This is a genomic window from Neotamlana sedimentorum (genome assembly GCF_000943565.1).
In the GTDB taxonomy this organism is placed as follows: Bacteria; Bacteroidota; Bacteroidia; order Flavobacteriales; family Flavobacteriaceae; genus Neotamlana; species Neotamlana sedimentorum.
Genome location: NZ_JTDW01000012.1, coordinates 39,230 through 60,769, shown reverse-complemented (window position 1 = coordinate 60,769; position 21,540 = coordinate 39,230). Strand labels below are relative to the sequence as shown.

Annotated in this window: 20 protein-coding genes; 7 read left to right on the top strand and 13 right to left on the bottom strand. The window is 32.3% G+C overall.

The features are described from left to right. Positions 1-87: 87 nt before the first annotated feature. The 6 genes from ribB to tpx form a co-directional block, all read right to left on the bottom strand. Positions 88-1,233 (bottom strand): 3,4-dihydroxy-2-butanone-4-phosphate synthase, encoded by a 1,146-nt coding sequence (ribB, locus tag PW52_RS13675; protein WP_044633544.1) that lies wholly within the window; start codon positions 1,231-1,233, stop codon positions 88-90. Positions 1,234-1,264: 31 nt separating this feature from the next. Continuing rightward, positions 1,265-3,247 carry an LptF/LptG family permease gene (locus PW52_RS13670; RefSeq protein ID WP_082050918.1) on the bottom strand — a complete coding sequence of 661 codons (1,983 nt, stop codon included), beginning with the start codon at positions 3,245-3,247 and terminating at the stop codon, positions 1,265-1,267. Between the two features lie 7 nt (positions 3,248-3,254). Continuing rightward, entirely contained in the window at positions 3,255-3,890 is a 636-nt protein-coding gene (locus tag PW52_RS13665) for a LolA family protein (RefSeq protein ID WP_044633529.1), read from the bottom strand. 13 nt (positions 3,891-3,903) lie between these two features. Further along, the gene (locus PW52_RS13660) at positions 3,904-6,318 is read right to left on the bottom strand and encodes an FtsK/SpoIIIE family DNA translocase (protein WP_044633528.1); all 2,415 of its coding nucleotides are present in this window, start codon (positions 6,316-6,318) and stop codon (positions 3,904-3,906) included. 133 nt (positions 6,319-6,451) lie between these two features. Further along, positions 6,452-6,820: a diacylglycerol kinase family protein gene (locus PW52_RS13655; RefSeq protein WP_044633527.1), complete on the bottom strand. Its 369-nt coding sequence runs from the start codon at positions 6,818-6,820 to the stop codon at positions 6,452-6,454. 8 nt (positions 6,821-6,828) lie between these two features. Further along, positions 6,829-7,329, bottom strand: a complete 501-nt coding sequence (gene tpx / locus PW52_RS13650) for a thiol peroxidase (protein WP_044633526.1) — start codon at positions 7,327-7,329, stop codon at positions 6,829-6,831. Between the two features lie 527 nt (positions 7,330-7,856). Between tpx and katG the strand changes: the two genes are divergently transcribed. Together katG and PW52_RS13640 are read left to right on the top strand one after the other, a co-directional pair. Beyond that, the gene (gene katG / locus PW52_RS13645; RefSeq protein WP_240475189.1) at positions 7,857-9,986 is read left to right on the top strand and encodes a catalase/peroxidase HPI; all 2,130 of its coding nucleotides are present in this window, start codon (positions 7,857-7,859) and stop codon (positions 9,984-9,986) included. 136 nt (positions 9,987-10,122) lie between these two features. Then, positions 10,123-10,599: an ankyrin repeat domain-containing protein gene (locus PW52_RS13640; RefSeq protein ID WP_044633543.1), complete on the top strand. Its 477-nt coding sequence runs from the start codon at positions 10,123-10,125 to the stop codon at positions 10,597-10,599. A 323-nt stretch (positions 10,600-10,922) separates the two neighbouring features. Here the strand turns inward: PW52_RS13640 and PW52_RS13635 are convergent, their stop codons facing one another. The 4 genes from PW52_RS13635 to PW52_RS13620 form a co-directional block, all read right to left on the bottom strand. Continuing rightward, a complete protein-coding gene (locus PW52_RS13635; protein ID WP_044633524.1) occupies positions 10,923-11,180 on the bottom strand; it encodes a DUF6952 family protein in 258 nt (85 codons plus the stop codon). Further along, positions 11,161-11,475: a thioredoxin family protein gene (locus PW52_RS13630; RefSeq protein WP_044633523.1), complete on the bottom strand. Its 315-nt coding sequence runs from the start codon at positions 11,473-11,475 to the stop codon at positions 11,161-11,163. Before PW52_RS13630 ends, PW52_RS13635 begins: the two co-directional genes overlap by 20 nt. A 15-nt stretch (positions 11,476-11,490) precedes the next feature. Next, positions 11,491-12,129: a peroxiredoxin gene (locus PW52_RS13625; RefSeq protein WP_044633522.1), complete on the bottom strand. Its 639-nt coding sequence runs from the start codon at positions 12,127-12,129 to the stop codon at positions 11,491-11,493. A gap of 199 nt (positions 12,130-12,328) precedes the next feature. Beyond that, positions 12,329-13,798, bottom strand: a complete 1,470-nt coding sequence (locus PW52_RS13620) for a Na+/H+ antiporter NhaC family protein (protein ID WP_044633521.1) — start codon at positions 13,796-13,798, stop codon at positions 12,329-12,331. Positions 13,799-13,937: 139 nt separating this feature from the next. Here PW52_RS13620 and PW52_RS13615 point away from each other — a divergent pair, with 139 nt between their 5' ends. Continuing rightward, positions 13,938-14,300: a hypothetical protein gene (locus tag PW52_RS13615; protein ID WP_131454008.1), complete on the top strand. Its 363-nt coding sequence runs from the start codon at positions 13,938-13,940 to the stop codon at positions 14,298-14,300. Here the strand turns inward: PW52_RS13615 and PW52_RS13610 are convergent. After that, entirely contained in the window at positions 14,284-15,492 is a 1,209-nt protein-coding gene (locus PW52_RS13610; RefSeq protein WP_044633542.1) for an aminotransferase class I/II-fold pyridoxal phosphate-dependent enzyme, read from the bottom strand. The two genes, PW52_RS13615 and PW52_RS13610, sit on opposite strands and share 17 nt — an antisense overlap. Positions 15,493-15,805: 313 nt before the next feature. On the opposite strand from PW52_RS13610, the gene PW52_RS13605 reads away from it, so the two are divergent. The 4 genes from PW52_RS13605 (at position 15,806) to PW52_RS13580 (ending at position 19,882) form a co-directional block, all read left to right on the top strand. Continuing rightward, the gene (locus PW52_RS13605; RefSeq protein WP_044633519.1) at positions 15,806-16,264 is read left to right on the top strand and encodes an Lrp/AsnC family transcriptional regulator; all 459 of its coding nucleotides are present in this window, start codon (positions 15,806-15,808) and stop codon (positions 16,262-16,264) included. Positions 16,265-16,464: 200 nt separating this feature from the next. Beyond that, complete coding sequence (locus tag PW52_RS13600) at positions 16,465-17,091, top strand: CPBP family intramembrane glutamic endopeptidase (RefSeq protein WP_044633518.1); 627 nt, start codon at positions 16,465-16,467, stop codon at positions 17,089-17,091. A gap of 64 nt (positions 17,092-17,155) precedes the next feature. Further along, positions 17,156-17,680 carry a hypothetical protein gene (locus PW52_RS17210; protein ID WP_052823510.1) on the top strand — a complete coding sequence of 175 codons (525 nt, stop codon included), beginning with the start codon at positions 17,156-17,158 and terminating at the stop codon, positions 17,678-17,680. 1,401 nt (positions 17,681-19,081) lie between these two features. Further along, a complete protein-coding gene (locus tag PW52_RS13580; RefSeq protein WP_044633515.1) occupies positions 19,082-19,882 on the top strand; it encodes a sensor histidine kinase in 801 nt (266 codons plus the stop codon). Positions 19,883-19,949: 67 nt separating this feature from the next. On the opposite strand, the gene PW52_RS13575 is transcribed toward PW52_RS13580, so the two are convergent. Both PW52_RS13575 and panB read right to left on the bottom strand, forming a co-directional pair. Then, complete coding sequence (locus tag PW52_RS13575; RefSeq protein ID WP_044633540.1) at positions 19,950-20,645, bottom strand: RluA family pseudouridine synthase; 696 nt, start codon at positions 20,643-20,645, stop codon at positions 19,950-19,952. Positions 20,646-20,698: 53 nt separating this feature from the next. Beyond that, positions 20,699-21,517 carry a 3-methyl-2-oxobutanoate hydroxymethyltransferase gene (gene panB / locus PW52_RS13570; RefSeq protein WP_044633514.1) on the bottom strand — a complete coding sequence of 273 codons (819 nt, stop codon included), beginning with the start codon at positions 21,515-21,517 and terminating at the stop codon, positions 20,699-20,701. Positions 21,518-21,540 lie beyond the last annotated feature (23 nt).

The following is a 21,540-nucleotide window of genomic DNA, read 5'->3' as shown; positions in this document are numbered from 1 at the left end:
CTGAAAAGGGGAGCAACAATTTTTTGGGAGGAAAGTTTGCTTCCCTTTCTCTTTTTATAAACACATTTTAGTAATTAGGGGCTAGATTTAATAATTTACATATTCAACAATCTCCAATCCATAACCAATTAAACCAACACGTTTGGTTTGTTGGCTATTTGATAATAGTTTTAGTTTGTGAATGTTTAAATCGTGTAGTATTTGTGCACCAATACCAAAATCTCTAGCGTCCATACTAATTTTTGGAGCATTAGTAATTTGATTAGGTGTTTGTTGTGCTTTTAAAGTTTGCAATCGCTTTAAAATATTCATCGATTGCGATTCTTGGTTTATAAATAGTATGGCGCCTTTGCCTTCGTTGTTTATAACCTTGAACATATTATTTAGTTGGGCGTCAACATTGCTAGTAATGGCTCCTAAAACATCGTTATTTGTTGGGTTGGAATTTATACGAGTTAAGACTTCTTCGTTGTCGTTCCAAGTTCCTTTTGTTAAGGCAATATGCACTTGGTTGTTTGTGGTTTGTTGGTAAGCGCGAAGTCTAAAACTACCAAAACGAGTTTCAATCTGGAAATCTTCCTTTTTTTCAATTAAAGAATCGTGTTGCATTCTGTAAGCTACTAAATCTTCAATAGAAACTATTTTTAAATCTAGTTTTTTGGCAACATCCATAAGTTGAGGTAGTCGTGCCATACTACCATCTTCATTCATTATTTCAACAATAACACCAGCGGGTTGTAGTCCTGCCAATCTAGCAAAATCAATAGCCGCTTCGGTATGGCCTGTTCTACGTAAAACGCCGCCTTCTTTTGCAACTAAAGGAAAAATATGTCCAGGACGTGCTAATTCAAAAGGTTTAGTGTTTTTATTAATTAAAGCTTCTATAGTTTTTGCTCTATCGCTTGCAGAAATTCCTGTGGTTACACCGCCACCTCTTAAATCTACAGAAACTGTAAAGGCCGTTTCCATTGGGTCGGTGTTGTTGTTAACCATCATGTTAAGCTCTAACTCCTTACAACGGGTTTCGGTTAAAGGAGCGCAAATTAAACCACGACCATGAGTGGCCATAAAGTTTATAATTTGTGGTGTTACGGTTTCTGCTGCCGCTACAAAATCGCCTTCATTTTCACGATTTTCGTCATCCACAACTATAATTACTTTGCCATTTTTAATGTCATCAATAGCTTCTTGAATAGAATGTAACTTAAATTTTGAAGCTTTTTTTTGTGTCATAGGTTCTGCTAACATGTTGCAAAGATATTACTTATTTTAAAGATTCTAAATAATTTAACTTTAAGTCTTCTTTTACTTTTTCTTTAAACAATAGATGAGAAATAAAGTATAACGGAAAGCCTATAATTACTAAAATAAGTGCTGGTTTTTTACGAGGTTTATTAATGAAGCGGTAAAACGAAAATAAATCTTTTAAGGATTTTAAATAATAAATTATAAATAGAATAAGAGACATAATACTTAACTGAATGGAAGCTGTTGCCACAGATGGTAACTTATTATTTTTAAATACAAAATGAAGAACTAAAAGCGCAATACCAACAATAAATAAGGATATTGCAAATTTAGCATGAGGATTATACGATTGCCTTATTAATGTTTCTGAAACTTTATAATCTGGCTTTATAATTAAACCCTTTTCGATTATGTCGTCTAAATCGTTACCGCGTGAAATGAGCACTTTATAGGCTTCATGTCGGCAAGTTTCGTCGTGACCTAAAGCTTCATAATTGTTAATAATATCGATTAATTCGTTATTTTTTTGAGAATTTAAAAATTTATAATCGTGCGAATTTTTCTCTTTTATTTTGAATATTTTTTTAAGCGGATCTAAAATGCTATCAAAATCGAATAAGCCTTTATCGGCTGTAGCCCGTTTAGTTAAAAATACACCTAAAGGTAACATGACTAATGTTGAAAACCATGGCGCTAAAACTGGGTTGAAACCACCTTTTTTAGCACTGTTGGTAGCAAAAATTCCTATAAAATGATAAGTTAAAAACAGTAAAATAGCGATTACCATTGGTAAACCTATACCACCTTTACGAATAAGTGCTCCCAATGGAGCCCCAACAAAAAACAGTATGATACAGGCAAAACCCAATGCAAATTTTTCGTGCAATGAAATAATATGTCGATTGTAAATTTCGTTTTGAACTTTTAAATTGGTTTCTTTAGAATTTATTATTTGCTGCGGACTCGCTAGTGTACGCATAGTATTTTCAATGAGTTGAAGCTTTTTCTTTGTATTATAAATATCCAGAAGGTTGCCTAAATAGGTCGAATCTGTGGGGTTTACATTGTTATTAGCCGTTGTGATTTTTTTAGGTAGTAATAAGCTGGAACGCTGGTGTAAATTCTTGGCAAATATTTCGTAGTCGCGTTTTGCTTTTTCCCCAAGCGAGTCTATCGATTCGTTTAATCCTGAGACATTAAGCATACTGTATTTATCGGTTTGAGACTTTTCATCGATATCTATATTGTTTAATTCCGATAAATCGATGTTTATAATTTTAGTTTCGAATTTGGTTTTTGCAAACGGCTTTTTTTCGCGGTCTTTTCTTTTTTCAGGAGATACATCGCTGTAATAATAACCGTCGGTTAATATTAATTTTAAAACATTAGAATCTTTTTCGCTTGCTAGTTCGCCTTCTTTTGAAATTATGGTAGTTGCATTTTCATTTTTAGATCCTTTTACATGTATAATAACATCGTTTAAGAATTGATCGCGTTCACCGTGTTTTGATCTCACTTTTATATTGTATGGTGTTGACTCAATAGGATTGAATTGTCCTTCTGCAATAGCCATAGATGGCTTTAATTTAGCAATGTTTCGGCGTAAATTGTAAAAGTTTAATTCCGCCCAAGGTATGGCGTTATTTGCAAAGAAAAATGTAGTAATACCAAGTATTACAATAAATACGCTCAAGCCTGACATAGCACGTTGCAATGAAATACCAGTAGATTTCATGGCAGCAAACTCATAATTTTCGGCAAAACTACCAAAAACCATAATGGAAGCTAATAAAATGGTAAGCGGAACAACTAATGGAATTAATTTAGGAAGCGCATAAAGCAGAAATTTGCCAATAATAACAATGTCCATGTCTTTACCAGCCAACTCTCTAATATAAAGCCAAACAGTTTGTAATATAAAAATCAGCATGAGTATAGTAAACACGCTGAAAAATGTACGTAGGTACGTTGTTAATATGTAACGATCTAAAATTTTCACTAAAAAGTTAGTCTAAATTATTGATGTAATAATCGCTATATTTGGTAGAATCAAAGGTAAATAAGGTTTTTGATAACGGGGTGTTAGTTTTAAATGAATTTACCGTTAATGTTGTTTTTGTTCCATTTTTACCTAATTGAATAAGGTTGTAAATGTTTTTCGTTTTAGAATCTACACCTAAATGAATGGTTTTAATTTCGGAGTTAGAATCAATAGGTATTAATTTTACATATTGAATTTTGCGCCCATTAATATTTTGTTCAATATCTAATTTATAAGTATAGCCTTCTTCGTAAAAAGATAGCATTTTACTTGGTGTAATAGCGCTACCATCATCGTCAGTTTCTGCAGAAATGGTTACTTCTTCATCTTCAGGACTAATGCTGTATAGTTTGTTGCCATCAAAAAGTCGGGTTACTCCTAAAATGTTTAATCGGTATTTATCACCTTGCATAATTACATCGCCTTTGGTTTCTTGTTTAACGTTCTCTGAGATGTTTTCAAGGGTATATTTAAAGTCTATCGATATATTATTATAACTTTTTACTTTTTCTGAAACTTCGTTTAATAGTGCTTTGCCATTATTTTGAGCAAATGCCGAAATTGAAAGTGTAAGTAAGGCTAATGTTATAAATTTTTTCATTGTTTTTTATTAATTAAATTTCGTTTTCTAAATGTTGATCTAATGCAATTAAATCGGGTATTAAAACTTGGCGTGCTTTACTGCCTTCAAACGGGCCAACAATGCCTGCAGCTTCTAATTGATCTATAATTCGACCGGCTCTATTATAGCCTAGTTTTAGTTTTCGTTGCAACAACGAGGCCGAACCTTGTTGGGCAGTTACAATTACAATGGCGGCATCTTTAAACAGTTTATCGCGATCTGCAATGTCTATATCAAGACTTGTGCCACTTTCTTCTCCTACATATTCCGGAAGTAAATAAGCATCAGGATAGGCTTTTTGGGCTCCAATATAGTCGGTTATTTTTTCAACTTCAGGCGTGTCAACAAAGGCACATTGTACACGAATTAAATCATTACCTTGTGTATAAAGCATGTCTCCACGACCAATAAGTTGGTCGGCTCCCGAGCCATCTAAAATGGTACGTGAATCTATTTTTGAAGTTACCCTAAATGCAATTCTTGCAGGGAAATTTGCTTTAATAATACCAGTAATAACGTTAACTGACGGACGTTGCGTTGCAATAATTAAGTGAATGCCAATGGCACGAGCTAATTGAGCTAAACGAGCAATTGGAGTTTCTACTTCTTTGCCAGCAGTCATTATTAAATCGGCAAACTCATCAACTACTAAAACAATGTAAGGTAAATATTGATGCCCATCGTTTGGGTTTAACTTTCGGTCTTTAAACTTTTTATTGTACTCAACAATGTTACGACACATAGCATTTTTAAGCAGTTCGTAACGGTTATCCATTTCAATACAAAGCGAATTTAAGGTGTTGATTACCTTAGTGTTATCTGTAATAATGGCTTCTTCACTATCTGGTAGTTTGGCTAAGTAATGGCGTTCAATTTTATTAAAAAGCGTTAATTCTACTTTTTTAGGATCTACAAGAATAAATTTAACCTCGGCAGGATGTTTTTTATAAAGTAAAGACGTTAAAATAGCATTAAGCCCAACCGATTTACCTTGGCCTGTTGCACCTGCCATAAGCAAGTGAGGCATTTTTGCTAAATCAACAACAAAAGTTTCATTACTAATGGTTTTACCAAGTGCAATAGGTAAATGCATGTCGGAACTTTGAAACTTTTTAGCCGCAATTACCGATCGCATAGAAACAATAGTGGCATTGGTGTTTGGTACTTCAATACCAATAGTTCCTTTTCCAGGGATTGGTGCTATAATTCGAATACCAAGGGCCGAAAGCGAAAGCGCAATGTCGTCTTCTAAATTTTTAATTTTTGAAATTCGAATTCCTGCATCTGGTACAATTTCGTAAAGTGTTACGGTTGGCCCAATGGTGGCTTTTATACTTGCAATACCAATTTTATAATTACTTAAAGTATCTACAATACGATTTTTATTGGCTTCTAGTTCTTCCTGGTTTATAGTAATGCCTTCGGTGTTGTATCTTTTTAATAGATCGAGCGGAGGGAACTGGTATTTTGATAGTTCTAATGTGGGGTCGAATTCACCAAAATCTTCAACCAATTTATTGGCTAGATTTTTTCTTTCAGCATCTTCATCAATTACTGTTTTAACTTCCATTTCCAGTTCTGGTTCAATTTCTTCCTCTTCTTCAGCTTCAGCAACATTAACTTCTAAAGGTGCCGAAATAGATTCTGTTTTTACAACCTTACCAGGTTCTGGAATTGGCTCGGGTTTAAGTTCTGGTTTATTATCTAAATTAATTTCGAAAGCTTCTTTAAAAGCTTCGGCTTCATCAGATAAATTATTATCCACAGGGATTATAGTGTCATTATTAGCATCCTCAAATTCATCTTTTAAATCTTTTTTTGCCGATTTAAATAAGTTTGAAATGCTCTCGAAAGTTACTTTAAAACGAATGGCTAAGTAGGAGATTAATCCAAGCAAAAGTAGTAGAGAGGTGCCTATCTTACCAATATAATCTTGTAAAAATGAATTGAGTTCGAAGCCTACGGTACCACCCAGAACATCCATTTGGTTTTTAAAAAAACCAAATAATATAGAGAGCCAAATAACAATTAAAGTGCCCCAAAACCAATGTTTTCGAAGTTTGGCCTTGTTTAAATTCATTAAAACGTAAATTCCAGACAAGAAAATTAGTCCGGAAAATATAAATGAAGCAACTCCAAAACCTTGATGAATAAAAAGATTACTTAACCAAGCACCGGTTTTGCTAAGCCAGTTTTTGGTTTCGATATTTCTATTTGTGAAATTCGAAAGACTACTTTGGTCTGCTTCACCTGTAAAGAAAAAAGAGATAAATGAAATACAAAGAATAATACCAAAAATAACCAAAAAGCTACCTAAAACCAGTTTTTGCTGGTTAGATAGTTTAAAACTAGGTACTTTAATTTTTTTACTAGGTGTTTTTTTAGTTTTGGGTTTACGCTTAGCCATTAATGGTTTTAGTTTGAGCAAAAATACAAATTACTAACGTTAACGAAACTTTATTTTGAAAAATTGCGCGGCAATATCTCGAAAGATAGATATAAACTTAAATTCGTAATGGTTTGAGGTGAGATTGCGACTTTTAAAAAAGTTTTGGTGCATAAATAATAAGGCCAATAATTACTGCAAAAACTGAAGCTATAAATACGGCTCCAGCTGCTATATCTTTTATTAAACCTATTTTACTATGGTGTTCTGGATGTATAAAGTTAGCTATTTCTTCTACAGCGGTGTTCATACCTTCAGTACTCATTACAAGAGCAATAGCAAGAAGTTGAACAATCCACTCGTTGGTAGAAATTTTAAAATAAAAACCAAAAACCGTAACTAGTATAGCAATTCCAAACTGAATTTTAATACTAGCTTCGGTTTTTAGCAGTAGCATCATGCCTTTAAATGCATAACCGACACTTTTTAAGCGATTTATAATAAAAGGCTCTTTTTTTTGCATCAACTATTTTAATAAAGAGCTTCTAATGCAGCTTTGTAGTTCGGTTCATCAACGGTTTCACTTACTTGCTCAGTATGTATTACTTCGCCAGATTCGTTTAGTACAACTACACTTCTAGATAAAAGACCTTCTAATGGGCCATTAATAAATTCCACACCGTAATCTTTACCAAAAGTTCCAGTTTTAAAGTCAGATAAATTAATAACGTTGTCTAATCCTTCAGCACCACAAAAACGATCTTGGGCAAATGGTAAATCTTTAGAAATACAAAGTACCTTTGTGTTTTCTAGCTCGCTAGCTTCAGTGTTAAATTGTCTAACAGATTGTGCACATGTACCCGTATCTACACTTGGGAAAATATTTAAAATTAACCTAATTCCGTTAAAGTCACTTAACGATTTTGTAGATAAATCTGTTGCTGTTAACATAAAATCCGGTGCTTTAGACCCAATTTTTGGAAGTTCTCCAACGGTGTTTATCGCGTTTCCTTTTAAGGTTACTGTTGCCATAATATAGTATTTAATTTTTATAAAAGTAATAATAATAAATGGTTGTGTTGCTATTATATTGTTAACGGATGTTAAAATTTAAATATGGTTATGTGATGGACTAAAATGGTAGGGGTGCATGAACTATTAATATTATAGATGTCGTGTGGACAAATAAGTATAACTAATATTTTTTTTAGAATTAGCAAATTTAAATAAAGGAATTATGTGTAATAGTTTAAAGCTATAATTTTTTGAAACACTATAAATATTAATGATTATTGTATAGTTTTTTAAAATAAAATTTTAACATTTTTCAGCTGGTTATTCTGTAATTTTATAAAGTGAAATTTCGATTACTCTAAATATATAGTCTAAATTATCAGAATATTTCAATTAGAAGGCTAAATAATTATTGTTTAGTCAATGTTAATTAATTAAAATAACAAGCATTACACATGGGAAAATCAACTAACAATTCTTCAGGTTCTATCCATGAAGAAAATCAAGAATTAAATGGATCGGGTTCTTCAGGGAAATGTCCTTTTATGCACGGCGCCATTACAACTACAGAAAAAACAGTTACAGACTGGTGGCCAAATAGTTTAAATTTAGATATTTTACATCAGCATGATACAAAAACAAATCCTTTAGGAAAAGATTTTAATTATCAAGAAGAGTTAAAAAAACTTGATGTTGAGGCATTAAAAAAAGATCTTCATGAGTTTATGACAGATAGCCAAGATTGGTGGCCCGCCGACTGGGGGCATTACGGTGGATTAATGATAAGAATGGCGTGGCATAGCGCAGGTTCTTATCGATTGGCCGACGGTAGAGGTGGCGGTGGTGCTGGTAATATTCGTTTTGCGCCATTAAATTCTTGGCCAGACAACGTTAGTTTAGATAAAGCTAAGCGTTTACTTTGGCCAATAAAGAAAAAATACGGTAATAAAGTTAGTTGGGCAGACTTAATTATCTTAGCAGGAACCATGGCTTATGAAAGTATGGGTTTAAAAATTTATGGTTTTGCATTTGGCCGTGAAGATATTTGGCATCCGGAAAAAGATGTGTATTGGGGGGCTGAAAAAGAGTGGTTAGCACCAAGCGATGAGCGTTATGCTAACGTGGATGCACCAGAAACTATGGAAAATCCATTAGCCGCGGTTCAAATGGGATTAATTTATGTAAATCCAGAAGGAGTAAATGGTAAACAAGACCCGTTAAAAACTGCTAAACAAGTTCGTGAAACCTTTAGACGCATGGCCATGAATGATGAAGAAACTGTAGCTTTAACTGCAGGCGGACATACAGTAGGTAAAACTCACGGTAATGGTGATGCAAGTATTTTAGGTCCAGATCCTGAAGCTGCTGATGTAGAGGCTCAAGGTTTAGGATGGGCTAATCCTACAAAAACAGGAAAAGGAAGATATACGGTAACAAGTGGTTTAGAGGGCGCATGGACAACGAATCCGACTAAATGGGATAATGGCTTCTTTGAAATGTTATTTAATCATGAATGGGAATCTAGAAAAAGTCCTGCTGGAGCAAGTCAATGGGAACCTATTGATATTAAAGAAGAAGACAAGCCAGTCGATGTAGAAGACTTAACAACTAGGCATAACCCAATGATGACTGATGCCGATATGGCTATGAAGATGGATCCTATTTACAGAGAAATTTCATTGAAATTTATGAACGATTTTGATGCTTTTTCTGATGCTTTTGCTCGTGCTTGGTTTAAGTTAACGCATCGCGATATGGGACCTAAAGATCGTTGGTTTGGTCCAGATGTTCCACAAGAAGATTTAATTTGGCAAGATCCTGTACCAAAAGGTAATTACAATTATGATGTTCACGCAGTTAAAGACAAAATTGCAGCTACTAATTTGAGTATTTCAGAATTGGTATCAACAGCTTGGGACAGCGCAAGAACTTATAGAGGTTCTGATTTTAGAGGAGGAACTAATGGTGCTCGAATTCGTTTAGAGCCTCAAAAAAGTTGGGAAGGTAACGAACCAGAAAAATTACAAAAAGTACTTTCTGTTTTAGAGCCAATAGCTGAAGAATTCAATATTAGTGTTGCAGATACTATAGTTTTAGCAGGAAATGTAGGTGTAGAAAAAGCAATTAAAAATGCAGGAATGGATGTAAGTGTTCCGTTTTCTCCAGGGAGAGGAGATGCTTCTCAAGAAATGACCGATGTAGAATCTTTTGAGTCTCTAGAACCTTTTGCTGATGCCTTTAGGAACTGGCAAAAAGCTGATTATGTAGTGAGTTCTGAAGAAATGATGCTAGATAGAGCACAATTAATGGGCTTAACTGCACCAGAAATGACTGTGTTAATTGGAGGTATGCGTGCAATGGGCACAAATTATGGTGGCACTAAACATGGCGTGTTCACAGAAAATGAAGGTGCTTTAACTACCGACTTTTTTGTTAATTTAACCGATATGATTTACGATTGGAAACCTAATGGTGATGGCACCTATAACATTGTAAATCGTAAAACAGGAGAGCAAAAGTATACCGCAACACGAGTAGATTTAGTATTTGGTTCAAATGCCGTTTTACGTGCTTATGCCGAGGTTTATGCGCAAGATGATAATAAAGAAAAATTTGTTACCGATTTTGTTTCAGCTTGGACCAAAGTTATGAATGCAAATAGATTTGATATTTAATTTTTATTAAAAATGTAGTTAGGCTGTTTAAGAAGTGCAAAACCTGTCATTCTGAATTGATTTCAGAATCTGAAACAAGTTCAGATTGACAAAATGTGACTTTTTAGACGGCCTAATTTTATAAATGTATAACGATATGGATGATAAAAATAGTTTTTTTAGCGCTATACAAAGTGGAAATATTCCTGCCATTTATCAACTAATACAACGAAATCCAGAATTGGTAAACGTAAAAGATGCTCGTGAGTTTACACCTTTAATTTTAGCATCGTATTTTGATAAAGAAGATATTGTAAAAGTTTTAGTTGAAAAAAATGCAAATTTAAACGATACCGATGCTTCCGGAAATACCGCCTTAATTGGTGTGTCTTTTAAAGGTAGTGTAAACTTGGTAAATTATTTATTGGAGGAGGGGGCTAATATAAACGCTAAAAACTCTAACGGAGCAACTGCCTTAATTTTTGCTGCCATGTATAATCAATACGATGTGGTGAAAATTTTACTGAAAAATAATGCAGATAAAACCATTGTTGATAATGATGGTAAAACAGCGTTGCAGTATGCCGAAGAAAAGAAATTTACGCCAATTATAGATCTTTTATCCGATGAGTAATTTGGTTGTCAATGATGTGTTTTAAAATACTATTGTGTTTATAATTAATAAAGGTCGCTTAAGTAATTAAGTGGCTTGTTTGTTTTTAAATGAAACTTATCAAAATAATACAATATTGATTTTATGGGTTTCATTTCATTTATTTTAAGGACGCTTTATGGTTTGAAACATCATGTTTTATGGTTTGAAACATCATTAAGAATAATTATGTTTTTTTAGTTTAAATAGAATGCAACCTGTTATAAGCTTTAAAAACTGTATGCATAAAAAAAGCCACTTAAATTTTACATTTAAGTGGCTTTAACAATTTAAAGTACTAATTTTTATTTATCAATAGATCCTAAAACACGAGACATAAAATTATTTAAAGCCTCTTTTTTAGGTTTGCCATCTTTTATCATTTTGTTAACTTCAATGGCACCGTACATATTAGATATTAGCTCGCCAATAACGTCTAATTCTTCATCTTTAAGTGAAGATACTTCGGTTAAATTTTCAAGCGTATCAATAGTTTCTAAAACGTAATCTTCATCGTTCTCTTCAATAAACTGTGTTAATTGCTTAATTACTGGTAACTTCATTAACTAAATCTTTTAGAACGTCAAACTTATTTGTCTGCACTTGGTTTACAAAAGAACCTCCTTTAAACGTTGCAAATGTTGGTAAATTATCAACGGTAGCTAATTTTCTAGATTCTGGAAATTTTTCAGCATCAGCAATAACGAAAGTTACGTTTTCGTTTTCTGTAGCAAGTTTTTTAAACTTTGGTTTCATAATTCTACAGTTTCCACACCAAGTGGCAGAATATTGAACAATTACGGTATCATTTCCTGAAACTAAGTCAGGTAAATTATCTTGATCTAATTCTTTAATCATAACTATTTTGTGTTATTAGTTAGCGGCAAGATACTCGGCAACACCATTACGGTTAGCATTCATAGCTTCTTTACCTTCTTCCCAGTTAGCAGGACAAACTTCACCTTTTTCTTGAACGTGAGTTAAGGCATCAACTAATCTTAAATATTCACCAACATTTCTACCTAAAGGCATGTTGTTAATACTTTCGTGTTGTACTAAACCATCTTCGTCAATAATGTAAGTAGCGCGGTAAGTTACGTTATCACCTTCAACTTGTACAGTATTAGTTTCTTCGTCAAACGTTTCTTTGGTAATATCTAAAATACCTAAAATGCTAGATAAGTTTCTGTTGCTATCTGCTAAAATAGGATAAGTTACTCCTTCAATACCACCGTTATCTTTGGCAGTGTTTAACCAAGCAAAGTGTACTTCTGGAGTATCACAAGATGCACCAATTACTATAGTGTTACGTTTTTCAAATTCTGGTAAAGCAGCTTGAAAAGCGTGTAATTCTGTAGGACATACAAAAGTAAAATCTTTTGGGTACCAAAATAATACTACTTTTTTCTTGTGGTTTACAGCTTCTTCTAAAACATTTAGTTTAAAAGTGTCGCCCATGTCGTTCATGGCATCAACGTTTAAATCTGGGAATTTTTTTCCTACTAAAGACATAATATATTGTATTTTTAATTAATTTCTTAATACAAATCTATGTGAAGAAGTATCGATTAAAAATAAATTATAATTATTAAATTTTATGTAACAATAGGTTTTAGAAATACCAATAAAAACTTAGCTCTTAATTTGTGAAGTGTTAAATTATTGTCTAGTTAAATTATAAATTTAACAATTTTAGCGTTAAAATAGCTGTTTATTTAAAGTTGTTTATTTCTCTTATTTTAATTTTTAATGCTGCAAAAAGTAATGTGGTAAACGGACTTAACCAGTTAAATATAGCATAAGCAAAATACTCGCCAACTCCAACCCCTAAAACACCACTTTGGTATGCACCACAGCTATTCCAAGGAATTAATACTGAGGTTACAGTACCAGAATCTTCAAGAGTTCTACTTAAATTTTCGGGAGCTAATCCTTTATCTTCAAATGCTTTTTTAAACATTTTACCAGGAATTACAATGGCTAAATATTGGTCTGAAGCAATGGCATTTAATCCTAAGCAACTAAATACCGTACTTGCAAATAACCCAAATATCGAGGAGGCTACAGATAGCAAAACTCTGGTAATACGAGCTAAAGCTCCAATACCATCCATAACACCACCAAATATCATAGCGCTAATTATTAAGAAGATAGTCCATAACATACCGTTCATGCCCCCAGCCGAAAATAATTCGTTAAGCTTATCGTTTTCTGTTGTTATTTGGGTATCGGTTAAAATTGAGGTGATTACCGCGTTTAATTTCGATGCGTTTAGGGCAGATAAAATTTCTGGTTGAAATATAAATGCAAAAATTGCGGCAACAATAACTCCAGAAGCTAATGCGTATAATGGTTTTATTTTAAGTAAAATAAGAGCAATAACAATTCCTGGTACAAAAAATAACCATGGTGTTATTTTAAAGGTGCTTGCTATTGTATTTAATAAGTTACTAACATCTGCATTTCCTGTAGTTTCTGCGGTTGCACTAAAAATTGCAAACACAATAAGCGTAACCAAAATAGTAGGTACGGTTGTTAAAGACATGTAACGAATGTGGGTGAACAAATCGGTTCCAGCAATAGCAGGGGCGAGGTTAGTAGTGTCACTTAAAGGTGACATTTTATCTCCAAAATAAGCTCCGGAAATAACGGCTCCAGCGATGATTCCTGGATTAATTCCTAAAACATTACCAATACCAACAAGGGCAATACCAACAGTGGCCGAAGTAGACCATGAGCTTCCGGTAGAAATTGAAACTAAAGCACAAATAATTACGCAGGCCGGAAGAAATATAGACGGATTTAAAACATTTAACCCATAATATACCATGGCTGGAATTACGCCACTAATAAGCCATGTTCCAGATAAAGCACCAACTAAAAGCAGTAGTAGAATTGGGATAAAAACACTCTTTAGGTTTTCCCAAACTTCTTTAAGCATTAATTTCAAACTTACTTTATTAAATAACCCAACCCCTGCAGCGATCAAAGCACTAATTATTAATATAAGTTGATTTGAGTAAGCTCCTAACATTTCTCCTTCAGCAAAAAAAATATTGTAAGCTAGTAATGCCATTAAAATAATTACAGGAATTAGGGCTTCCCAAATGTTTAATTCGGTGTTTTCAATAATAGATTGCTTGTCGGTTTTTAACTCTGAAATGTTGTCGTCTTTTTGCATTGAGTAGTGTTTACAAATGTAATGTTACGATAAACTTATTTTTTATACAAATAATAACGACCTTCAATTTAATACTTAGGGTGACTATTAATAAGTTTATGTGTCTTAAAGGTATGATAATCAATTTAAATGTACAGTTTTGAAAGTTGTTTTAGGCTCGTTTTTTAATTATTCCTATAGGTCCTTGGTAGAAAAATGTCAAGGTCTAATTAATATAGGTTTGTTGAGTTCTTATGACAAAAATGATGTATTAACTAGTACAAGTATTTTTATAAATACAAGTAATAAGACGAAGGAAATAGTTAAACAGGCCGATAATTTATTCGAGCTTTATAATAATAATTTAAAGTCGAATTTGAAAATGCTTGATTTTTTAACTTCAATAGAAGAAACCTTAACCTTAACTTTAAACACAGATCAGCTTTTAGAAGTACAAAAAATGAAAGTCAAATTACAAAATGATATTATTGAGTTGACCGATAAAATTAATCGTTTAGGATAATTCCCAATTCAAGCATACATGCCTTCATCGTTTGGTAAGTGCGCTCAATATCTGCATCCAAACCAATTGAAAACCTTATTAAACCATCGCTTAAACCCATCTCTTTTTGTTCAGCCTCAGGTATTTCTGAGGAAGTTGAAGAACCAGGTGTACTAAAAAGTGTTTTATAAAAACCTAAACTAACAGCTAAGTAACCTAAATTTTTATGCTGCATAAGCTCCATAAGCGCATTAGCTTTTTCTAGAGAGCCAACATCAGTAGTTAGCATGCCTCCAAAGCCGTATTGTGTATTCATCATGGTTTTAAAGAGATTATGAGAAGGGTGTGATGATAGTCCTGGATATACTGTTTTTAGACCATCAGTTTCAAATTTTTTGGACAAATACAATGCATTTTTACTATGTTGTTGCATACGGATATGTAAAGTTCTTAAGTTTTTTAAAATTGAAGCGGCACGTAAACTATCCATGGTGGAACCTAAAAGCATTACCGCACCATTGTTTACGTTTCTTAAATCGTTTATAAACTCTTGAGTTCCGCAAATTACACCACCAACAGAATCGCTAGAACCGTTTATAAACTTGGTTAAGCTATGAATTACAACATTGGCGCCTAAAATGGCGGGAGAAATAGATAAAGGAGAAAAAGTATTATCGACTACTAATTGTAAACCACGGTTTTGTGCAATTTGAGATAGACCTTTAATATCTGCGATTTCCAAAAGAGGATTGCTAACAGACTCGCAATATAATATCTTTGTATTGGGTTTTATGGCAGCTTCTATGGCTTCTAATTTAGTAATATCCACAAACGAAGATTCAATATTCAATTTAGGAGTGAAGTTTTTTAAAAACGCATAAGTCCCTCCGTAAATAGTTCGGCTAGAAATAATATGATCACCAGCACTGCAAAGCTGCATTAATACGGCTGTGATGGCTCCCATTCCTGAAGCTGTTACGTTAGCGGTTTCTGTGCCTTCCATAGCTGCTAAGGCCTCTCCTAAATATAAGTTGGAAGGCGAGGAGTGGCGAGAGTATAAATAACAACCATCGGCGTTACCTTCAAAAGTATCGAACATAGTTTTGGCAGATAAAAATGTGTAGGTTGATGAGTCGGATATAGAAGGGTTTACGCCTCCAAATTCACCAAAATACTGTAAGTCTTGTATATTATTTGCTGGTTTAAAGCTCATGTCGATTGTGTTTATTCTTGTTAAAGTTGATTTGTTTCGATGCGATTCATACATTAATATTCTAGAAACTTACTAGATTGTTAAATGGTTGAAAATCAAATTATTGTAAACTTCGAGTTATGTTATCCTGAAATAAATCAGAATAACATAAACCTTGAAGTTAAACTAAAAATGAAATCAAAATTCGATCTATTTAGTTTAATAATCAATGATATATCTGTTTATTAGAAAATAAATCTATATTTTAAATTATTATTAACAAATATATCTAAATAAGGGGCTATATTGCTTTTGTATAGAATAATTATCACTTATGATTTTTGATACAATAGACAGAAACTTGCTCGAACTATTACAAATCGATAGTAAACAAACTAATAAAGAGCTTTCTTTAAAACTTAATTTATCAGTTACGGCGGTTTACGAGCGTATAAAAAAGTTAGAGCGTTCGGGTTATATTAATAGTTATGTCGCTTTAATAAATAAGAAAAAAGTTGATAAAAATTTTGTTGTGTTTTGCCATGTTAAACTGGTGCAACATACCCAAGATTATGTCATGCAATTTGAGCGCGAAGTAGCTAAAATATCTGAAGTTTTAGAGTGTTATCATCTTAGTGGAGACTACGATTATTTACTAAAAGTTTTGGTTAAGGATATGGATGAGTTTAGGGCTTTTATGGTAGCTAAGCTAACTACAATTAGTCATATTGGTAGTACACACAGCATGTTTGTGATTAATGAAGTAAAACATTCTACTGTTATAAAGTTATAATTTGTCCTGAATATAAATTTTTAGTAATATAAATTCCCGGGATTCGGTGCGCCAAGTGTATTATTATTTTATAATATTACATGTACCCACCTTGCAAAATTTTTTAATAGTGTTTCCATCAAAATGACAAAAAAACTTGGAAAGTTTACGATTAACTACTAATAAGCGTTAATTTTAATTTATTAACAAAATCTAAATGAATGAATTCTAAACTGTACAAAATCTCCGAGTTTTTTATCATATTTATTTTACTGCCTATAAGTTTTGTTGTGCCGTATTCTAATTATGTAAAATTAGGGTTGGGAGTTGTTGGTTTTGCTTATATAATTTATGTTCTATTAAAAGTTGAAAACCAAAAAATTAAAATAAATAAACATCTTAATTGGTATAAATTTTGGAAAATAACCATGTTGAAATTTTTAGTTATTATAGCTATAACATTTATTTTAGTATTTGTAACCAGTAAAGAATTGCTGTTTCACGTGGTATTAAATAAGCCTAAAATGTGGTTGTTTATTTTGTTTATTTATAGTTTGTTTTCAGTATATCCACAAGAATTATTATATCGTACGTTTTTCTTCTTGCGTTACTCAAATATATTTAAAAATACTAAATGCTTAATTTTTATAAACGCTATAGTATTTAGTTTAGGACATGTTTTTTTTAAAAACGCCTTGGTTATACTGGTAACTTTTATTGGAGGGTTAATGTTTGCATTTACTTTTATAAAAACAAAATCAACGATTTTATCTTCTGTAGAACACGCTATTTATGGGTGTTGGTTATTCACTGTTGGTATGGGAGGTATGTTAGGTTTTCCGTCTTAGTAAAAAAGTATTAAATGGAAAGTTTTTACTATTTTTAGCAAATTAATTAATTAACCAATTAAATATGAAGAAACTTGTTTACCTTATTATAGGGTTATTTATTGGGGCTATTTTAACCTATTATTTTTGTCCTAGAGAGCCTTTATGTAAAATGCCTATTAAAGAAAACATAGTAGTAAAACCTCCAAAGGATACAATTTCTATTGCAGAAGCAACCACGTTTAGTAAAAATTGGGAAAAATATAACCCGAAAGAAATTGATTCAAGCCTAGAGTTTGAAGGCTCAAAAAAGCAAACACGTTCTGTTTGGTGGTCTAAAAGCGATATTGAAGAATATCTGGCATACTCAAAATACGGGGCAGACTCGTTACATTATAATTTTACTGGTTTACGTGTGTATTTTGCTAACTACGGGACAGATAAAGGCAAGCCAACAAAACGCTACCGTAATACCCTATTTATTGTACCTACTGGAAACAAAAAGCAAGCAAAGGCTAGTAGTTTAAATATTAATTTACCACCAGATGATGGAGATATACCTTTACCACCACTTAATAATGGAGGAGGCGGAACGACAGGGTATCCTTGATTTTTTAAATGAACGAATTTTTAATAAAATATTATTATATAATAACTTTTTCTGTAGAATCTTTAGCTGCTGTAACTGGTTTAATTTTATATAAAAAATATAAACTCACATCTGCTAAATATTTTATTTGGTTTTTATGCTATTTAACTATTTGCGATACATTAGCGTACTATCCACTTTTAATTAAGCATGGATATTTAAGTTTTTTGAGGAATACTAGGTTTTTTTCAAATTTTTGGTGGTCAACTCTATTTTGGCATATTGGAGCAATTTTATTTTTTACTTTTTATTACAGAAAAATTTTAACTTATAAAACGTTTAAAATAGTTTTAAAGTATGCAGGTTATCTGTTTCTAGCTTTTTGCTTTATATATGTAAGTTTAAATTTCGAAGATTATTTTGTTAGATTTTTTCCTGTAATAAGTGTTTTTGGAGCCTTAATTATTTTTATGTGCGTTATGTTTTATTTTATAGAAATGCTACAAAGTAATAATATTTTGACATTTTACAAGAATTTAAATTTTTATATTACCGCCATAAGTTTTATTTGGTGGCTAATTATTACAGCTACAGTGTTTTATGAAATATACAATTCTAATAATGATTGGAATTTTATTTTCTTAAGGTGGCAAATTTATATGTTTGCTAACGCGATTATGTATTTTGGTTTTACTTTTGCTTTAATCTATTGTAGACCAGAAGCAAAAGGCTGGTTGAAAGAATGAACACGTTTTTTATATACTATTATACTGCTATAATTTATTCTCTAGAAATTTTAGCAGCAATTACGGGAGTGTTTGTCTATAAAAAGTTTAAAAATACTGCGGTTATTTATTTTATTCATGTTTTAATTTATAGCTTTTTTATTGATCTTTTAGGGGGATATACAATGTTAATTAACGCCAATGGCTTCTTAAGTTTTCTAAGAAATACAAGGTTTGAGCAAAATTATTGGTGGTATACACTCATGTGGAATCTTGGAGCTACAAGTTTTTATGTATATTATTTTTTAAAAATTTTAAAATCTAATAGTTTTAAAAAAGCACTAATAGGTTTATGGGCTATTTTTATTTTAAGTAGCATTTTTATCATCAGTTTTAATTTTGATACCTTTTTCACAAGTAATTTATCTTTAATAAATAATTTCAGTGCGATTTTAATTTTACTAAGTTGTATGTTTTATTTCGTTGAAAAACTATATGGAAACAATATATTCTATTTTTATAAATCAATAAATTTCTATATCAGCATTACCTTGTTATTTTGGTGGCTTATTATGACGCCCTTAGTTTTTTTTGATAATTACAATACCAGATCCGATTGGAATTACGTATTTTTAAGAAGGCAAATTTATATGATGTCTAATATATTCATGTATTTAACTTTTACATTTTCTTTATTATGGTGCAAACCACAGAACGTTTAGCCAGTACGGCTTCCGAACGTTATTTACTTATTTATATGATAGCCGTTTTGGTTATTATTACCTCCTTAGTTATTGTGTTTTTTGTGGTTTTTCAAAAGCGTAAAAATAAATTGCTGCTCGATAAAATAAAGCAACAGCAGGAATTCGAGCAAGAAATTGCTCAAGCACAAACAGAAACTCAAGAGCAAACGTTAAAAAACATTGGTTGGGAGTTACACGATAATGTTGGACAACTCCTTTCATTTGCGAGCATGCAATTAAGTATTTTAAAAATGCAAGTTCAGGATGATGTAAAAGATAAGTTTAAAGACACCACCGAAGCCTTAAGTCAGAGTTTACATGAAGTTAGGCAGCTATCAAGAACATTAAATAACGAAGTAGTATTAAATATTGGTTTCGAAAAATCTATAAACAACGAGTTAAAGCGTTTAAAAAAAATGAAGTTCGCTTCTGCGGAATTAAAAGTAGTTGGCAAGAAAGTTGAGTTCGAAAATCGAAAGCATGAAATTATAATTTTCAGGATTTTACAAGAGTTTTTATCGAACTCGGTAAAATATTCTGAAGCGGAAAACTTAAAAATTACCTTAAATTATAAGTCTGATTATTTAATTATTGATGCTGAAGACGACGGAATAGGTTTTGATATCAAAACAGTTAAAAAAGGTGCCGGATTATTAAACATGAAGAGTAGAGCTAATCTTGTTAATGCCAGTTTGGATATTGCTTCACAACCAAACGAAGGTGTTAAAATGGTTATTAATTATCCGTTTGTTTAATTTTAAAAGTTTTTTTAACCCGATTTTCAGGTTGAGCACAGTCGAAACCAATTTAAAATAGTAAAGATTACAAACAAGCCTCCCAAAGCGTATCGTTAGGTAATGGTGCTTCAATAAATAAAGGTTCTTTTTTTACAGGATGCTCAAAAGCTAAATAACGTGCGTGTAAATGAATACTAGCATCTTTATTACTTCTATCAAAACCATATTTTAAATCGCCTTTAATAGGGCAGCCAATTGAAGCCATTTGTGTTCGTATTTGGTGATGACGACCGGTTTCTAAGTTTATTTCAAGCAGAAAATAGGAGTTTAATTTTTTTATAAGCTCGTAGTGTAAAATGGCTTTTTTACTATCTTTTACTTCTTTGTTGTGTGCGTAAGATTTATTGTTTTTAGGATTCTTTTTTAACCAATGTATTAAAGTGTCTTTTGGTTTAGGTGGTTCATTTTTAACTACAGCCCAATATGTTTTTTTGGCATGCTTTTCGGCAAACAATTTATTAAGGCGTGGTAAAGCTTTGCTTGTTCTGGCAAAAACAACAATGCCAGTTGTTGGTCGGTCTAATCTATGTACAACACCAAGATATACATTTCCTGGTTTGTTATATTTTTCAGCGATATATTCTTTTACAACATCACTAAGCGGTTTATCGCCAGTTTTATCGCCCTGAACAATATCGCCTGCACGCTTATTTATTACAATAAGATGATTGTCCTCGTAAAGTACGTTTAGGTTATTTTTATTGGAAAGTATTTTTTTTATCACAAATACAGAAATATTGTCGCTAACAACTAACAATTAACAACTAAAACCAACTAGTACTTCTCACTATCATTAGGGAAATCTTGAGTTTTAACATCGTCAACATATTGTGCGATGGCATCGGTCATATCATCAAATAAATTTAAATAACGACGTAAAAAACGCGGGTTAAATTCATGCGTCATTCCAATCATATCATGAAGTACTAAAACTTGACCATCAACATCTGGTCCAGCACCAATACCAATTACAGGAATGCTAATGCTTTCTGCCACTTTTTTAGCTAATGCAGAAGGTATTTTTTCTAAAACCACACCAAAACAGCCAATTCGTTCCAACATTTTGGCATCTTCAATTAATTTTTCAGCTTCAGCTTCTTCTTTGGCACGTACGGTATAAGTCCCGAATTTATAAATAGATTGCGGTGTTAAACCTAAATGCCCCATAACAGGAATTCCGGCATTTAAAATGCGCTTTATAGAGTCTTTTATTTCCTTTCCGCCTTCAAGTTTTACGGCGTGTCCACCGCTTTCTTTCATAATTCTAATCGCAGAACGCAACGCTTCTTTAGGGTCGCTTTGGTAGCTTCCAAAAGGTAAATCTACAACCACTAAACTACGGTTTACAGCTCTTACAACAGAAGATGCGTGATAAATCATTTGGTCTAATGTAATAGGCAACGTGGTTTCATGACCCGCCATAACATTACTAGCCGAATCCCCAACCAGAATAACGTCTGTGCCTGCACCATCTACTATTTTTGCCATAGTATAATCGTAGGCCGTTAGCATGGAGATTTTTTCACCATTGGATTTCATATCAACCAATGTTTTAACCGTAATGCGCTTGTATTCTTTTTTAGCTGTAGACATTTTTTTGTTTTTTTGGAGATGCT

Bases quoted from the DNA above. Each gene is read 5' to 3' on its own strand.
- ribB (WP_044633544.1), bottom strand. From the start codon at position 1,233: ATGACACAAAAAAAAGCTTCAAAATTTAAGTTACATTCTATTCAAGAA.
- PW52_RS13665 (WP_044633529.1), bottom strand. From the start codon at position 3,890: ATGAAAAAATTTATAACATTAGCCTTACTTACACTTTCAATTTCGGCA.
- PW52_RS13660 (WP_044633528.1), bottom strand. From the start codon at position 6,318: ATGGCTAAGCGTAAACCCAAAACTAAAAAAACACCTAGTAAAAAAATT.
- PW52_RS13655 (WP_044633527.1), bottom strand. From the start codon at position 6,820: ATGCAAAAAAAAGAGCCTTTTATTATAAATCGCTTAAAAAGTGTCGGT.
- tpx (WP_044633526.1), bottom strand. From the start codon at position 7,329: ATGGCAACAGTAACCTTAAAAGGAAACGCGATAAACACCGTTGGAGAA.
- katG (WP_240475189.1), top strand. From the start codon at position 7,857: ATGCACGGCGCCATTACAACTACAGAAAAAACAGTTACAGACTGGTGG.
- PW52_RS13640 (WP_044633543.1), top strand. From the start codon at position 10,123: ATGGATGATAAAAATAGTTTTTTTAGCGCTATACAAAGTGGAAATATT.
- PW52_RS13635 (WP_044633524.1), bottom strand. From the start codon at position 11,180: ATGAAGTTACCAGTAATTAAGCAATTAACACAGTTTATTGAAGAGAAC.
- PW52_RS13630 (WP_044633523.1), bottom strand. From the start codon at position 11,475: ATGATTAAAGAATTAGATCAAGATAATTTACCTGACTTAGTTTCAGGA.
- PW52_RS13625 (WP_044633522.1), bottom strand. From the start codon at position 12,129: ATGTCTTTAGTAGGAAAAAAATTCCCAGATTTAAACGTTGATGCCATG.
- PW52_RS13620 (WP_044633521.1), bottom strand. From the start codon at position 13,798: ATGCAAAAAGACGACAACATTTCAGAGTTAAAAACCGACAAGCAATCT.
- PW52_RS13610 (WP_044633542.1), bottom strand. From the start codon at position 15,492: ATGAGCTTTAAACCAGCAAATAATATACAAGACTTACAGTATTTTGGT.
- PW52_RS13605 (WP_044633519.1), top strand. From the start codon at position 15,806: ATGATTTTTGATACAATAGACAGAAACTTGCTCGAACTATTACAAATC.
- PW52_RS13600 (WP_044633518.1), top strand. From the start codon at position 16,465: ATGAATTCTAAACTGTACAAAATCTCCGAGTTTTTTATCATATTTATT.
- PW52_RS17210 (WP_052823510.1), top strand. From the start codon at position 17,156: ATGAAGAAACTTGTTTACCTTATTATAGGGTTATTTATTGGGGCTATT.
- PW52_RS13580 (WP_044633515.1), top strand. From the start codon at position 19,082: ATGGTGCAAACCACAGAACGTTTAGCCAGTACGGCTTCCGAACGTTAT.
- panB (WP_044633514.1), bottom strand. From the start codon at position 21,517: ATGTCTACAGCTAAAAAAGAATACAAGCGCATTACGGTTAAAACATTG.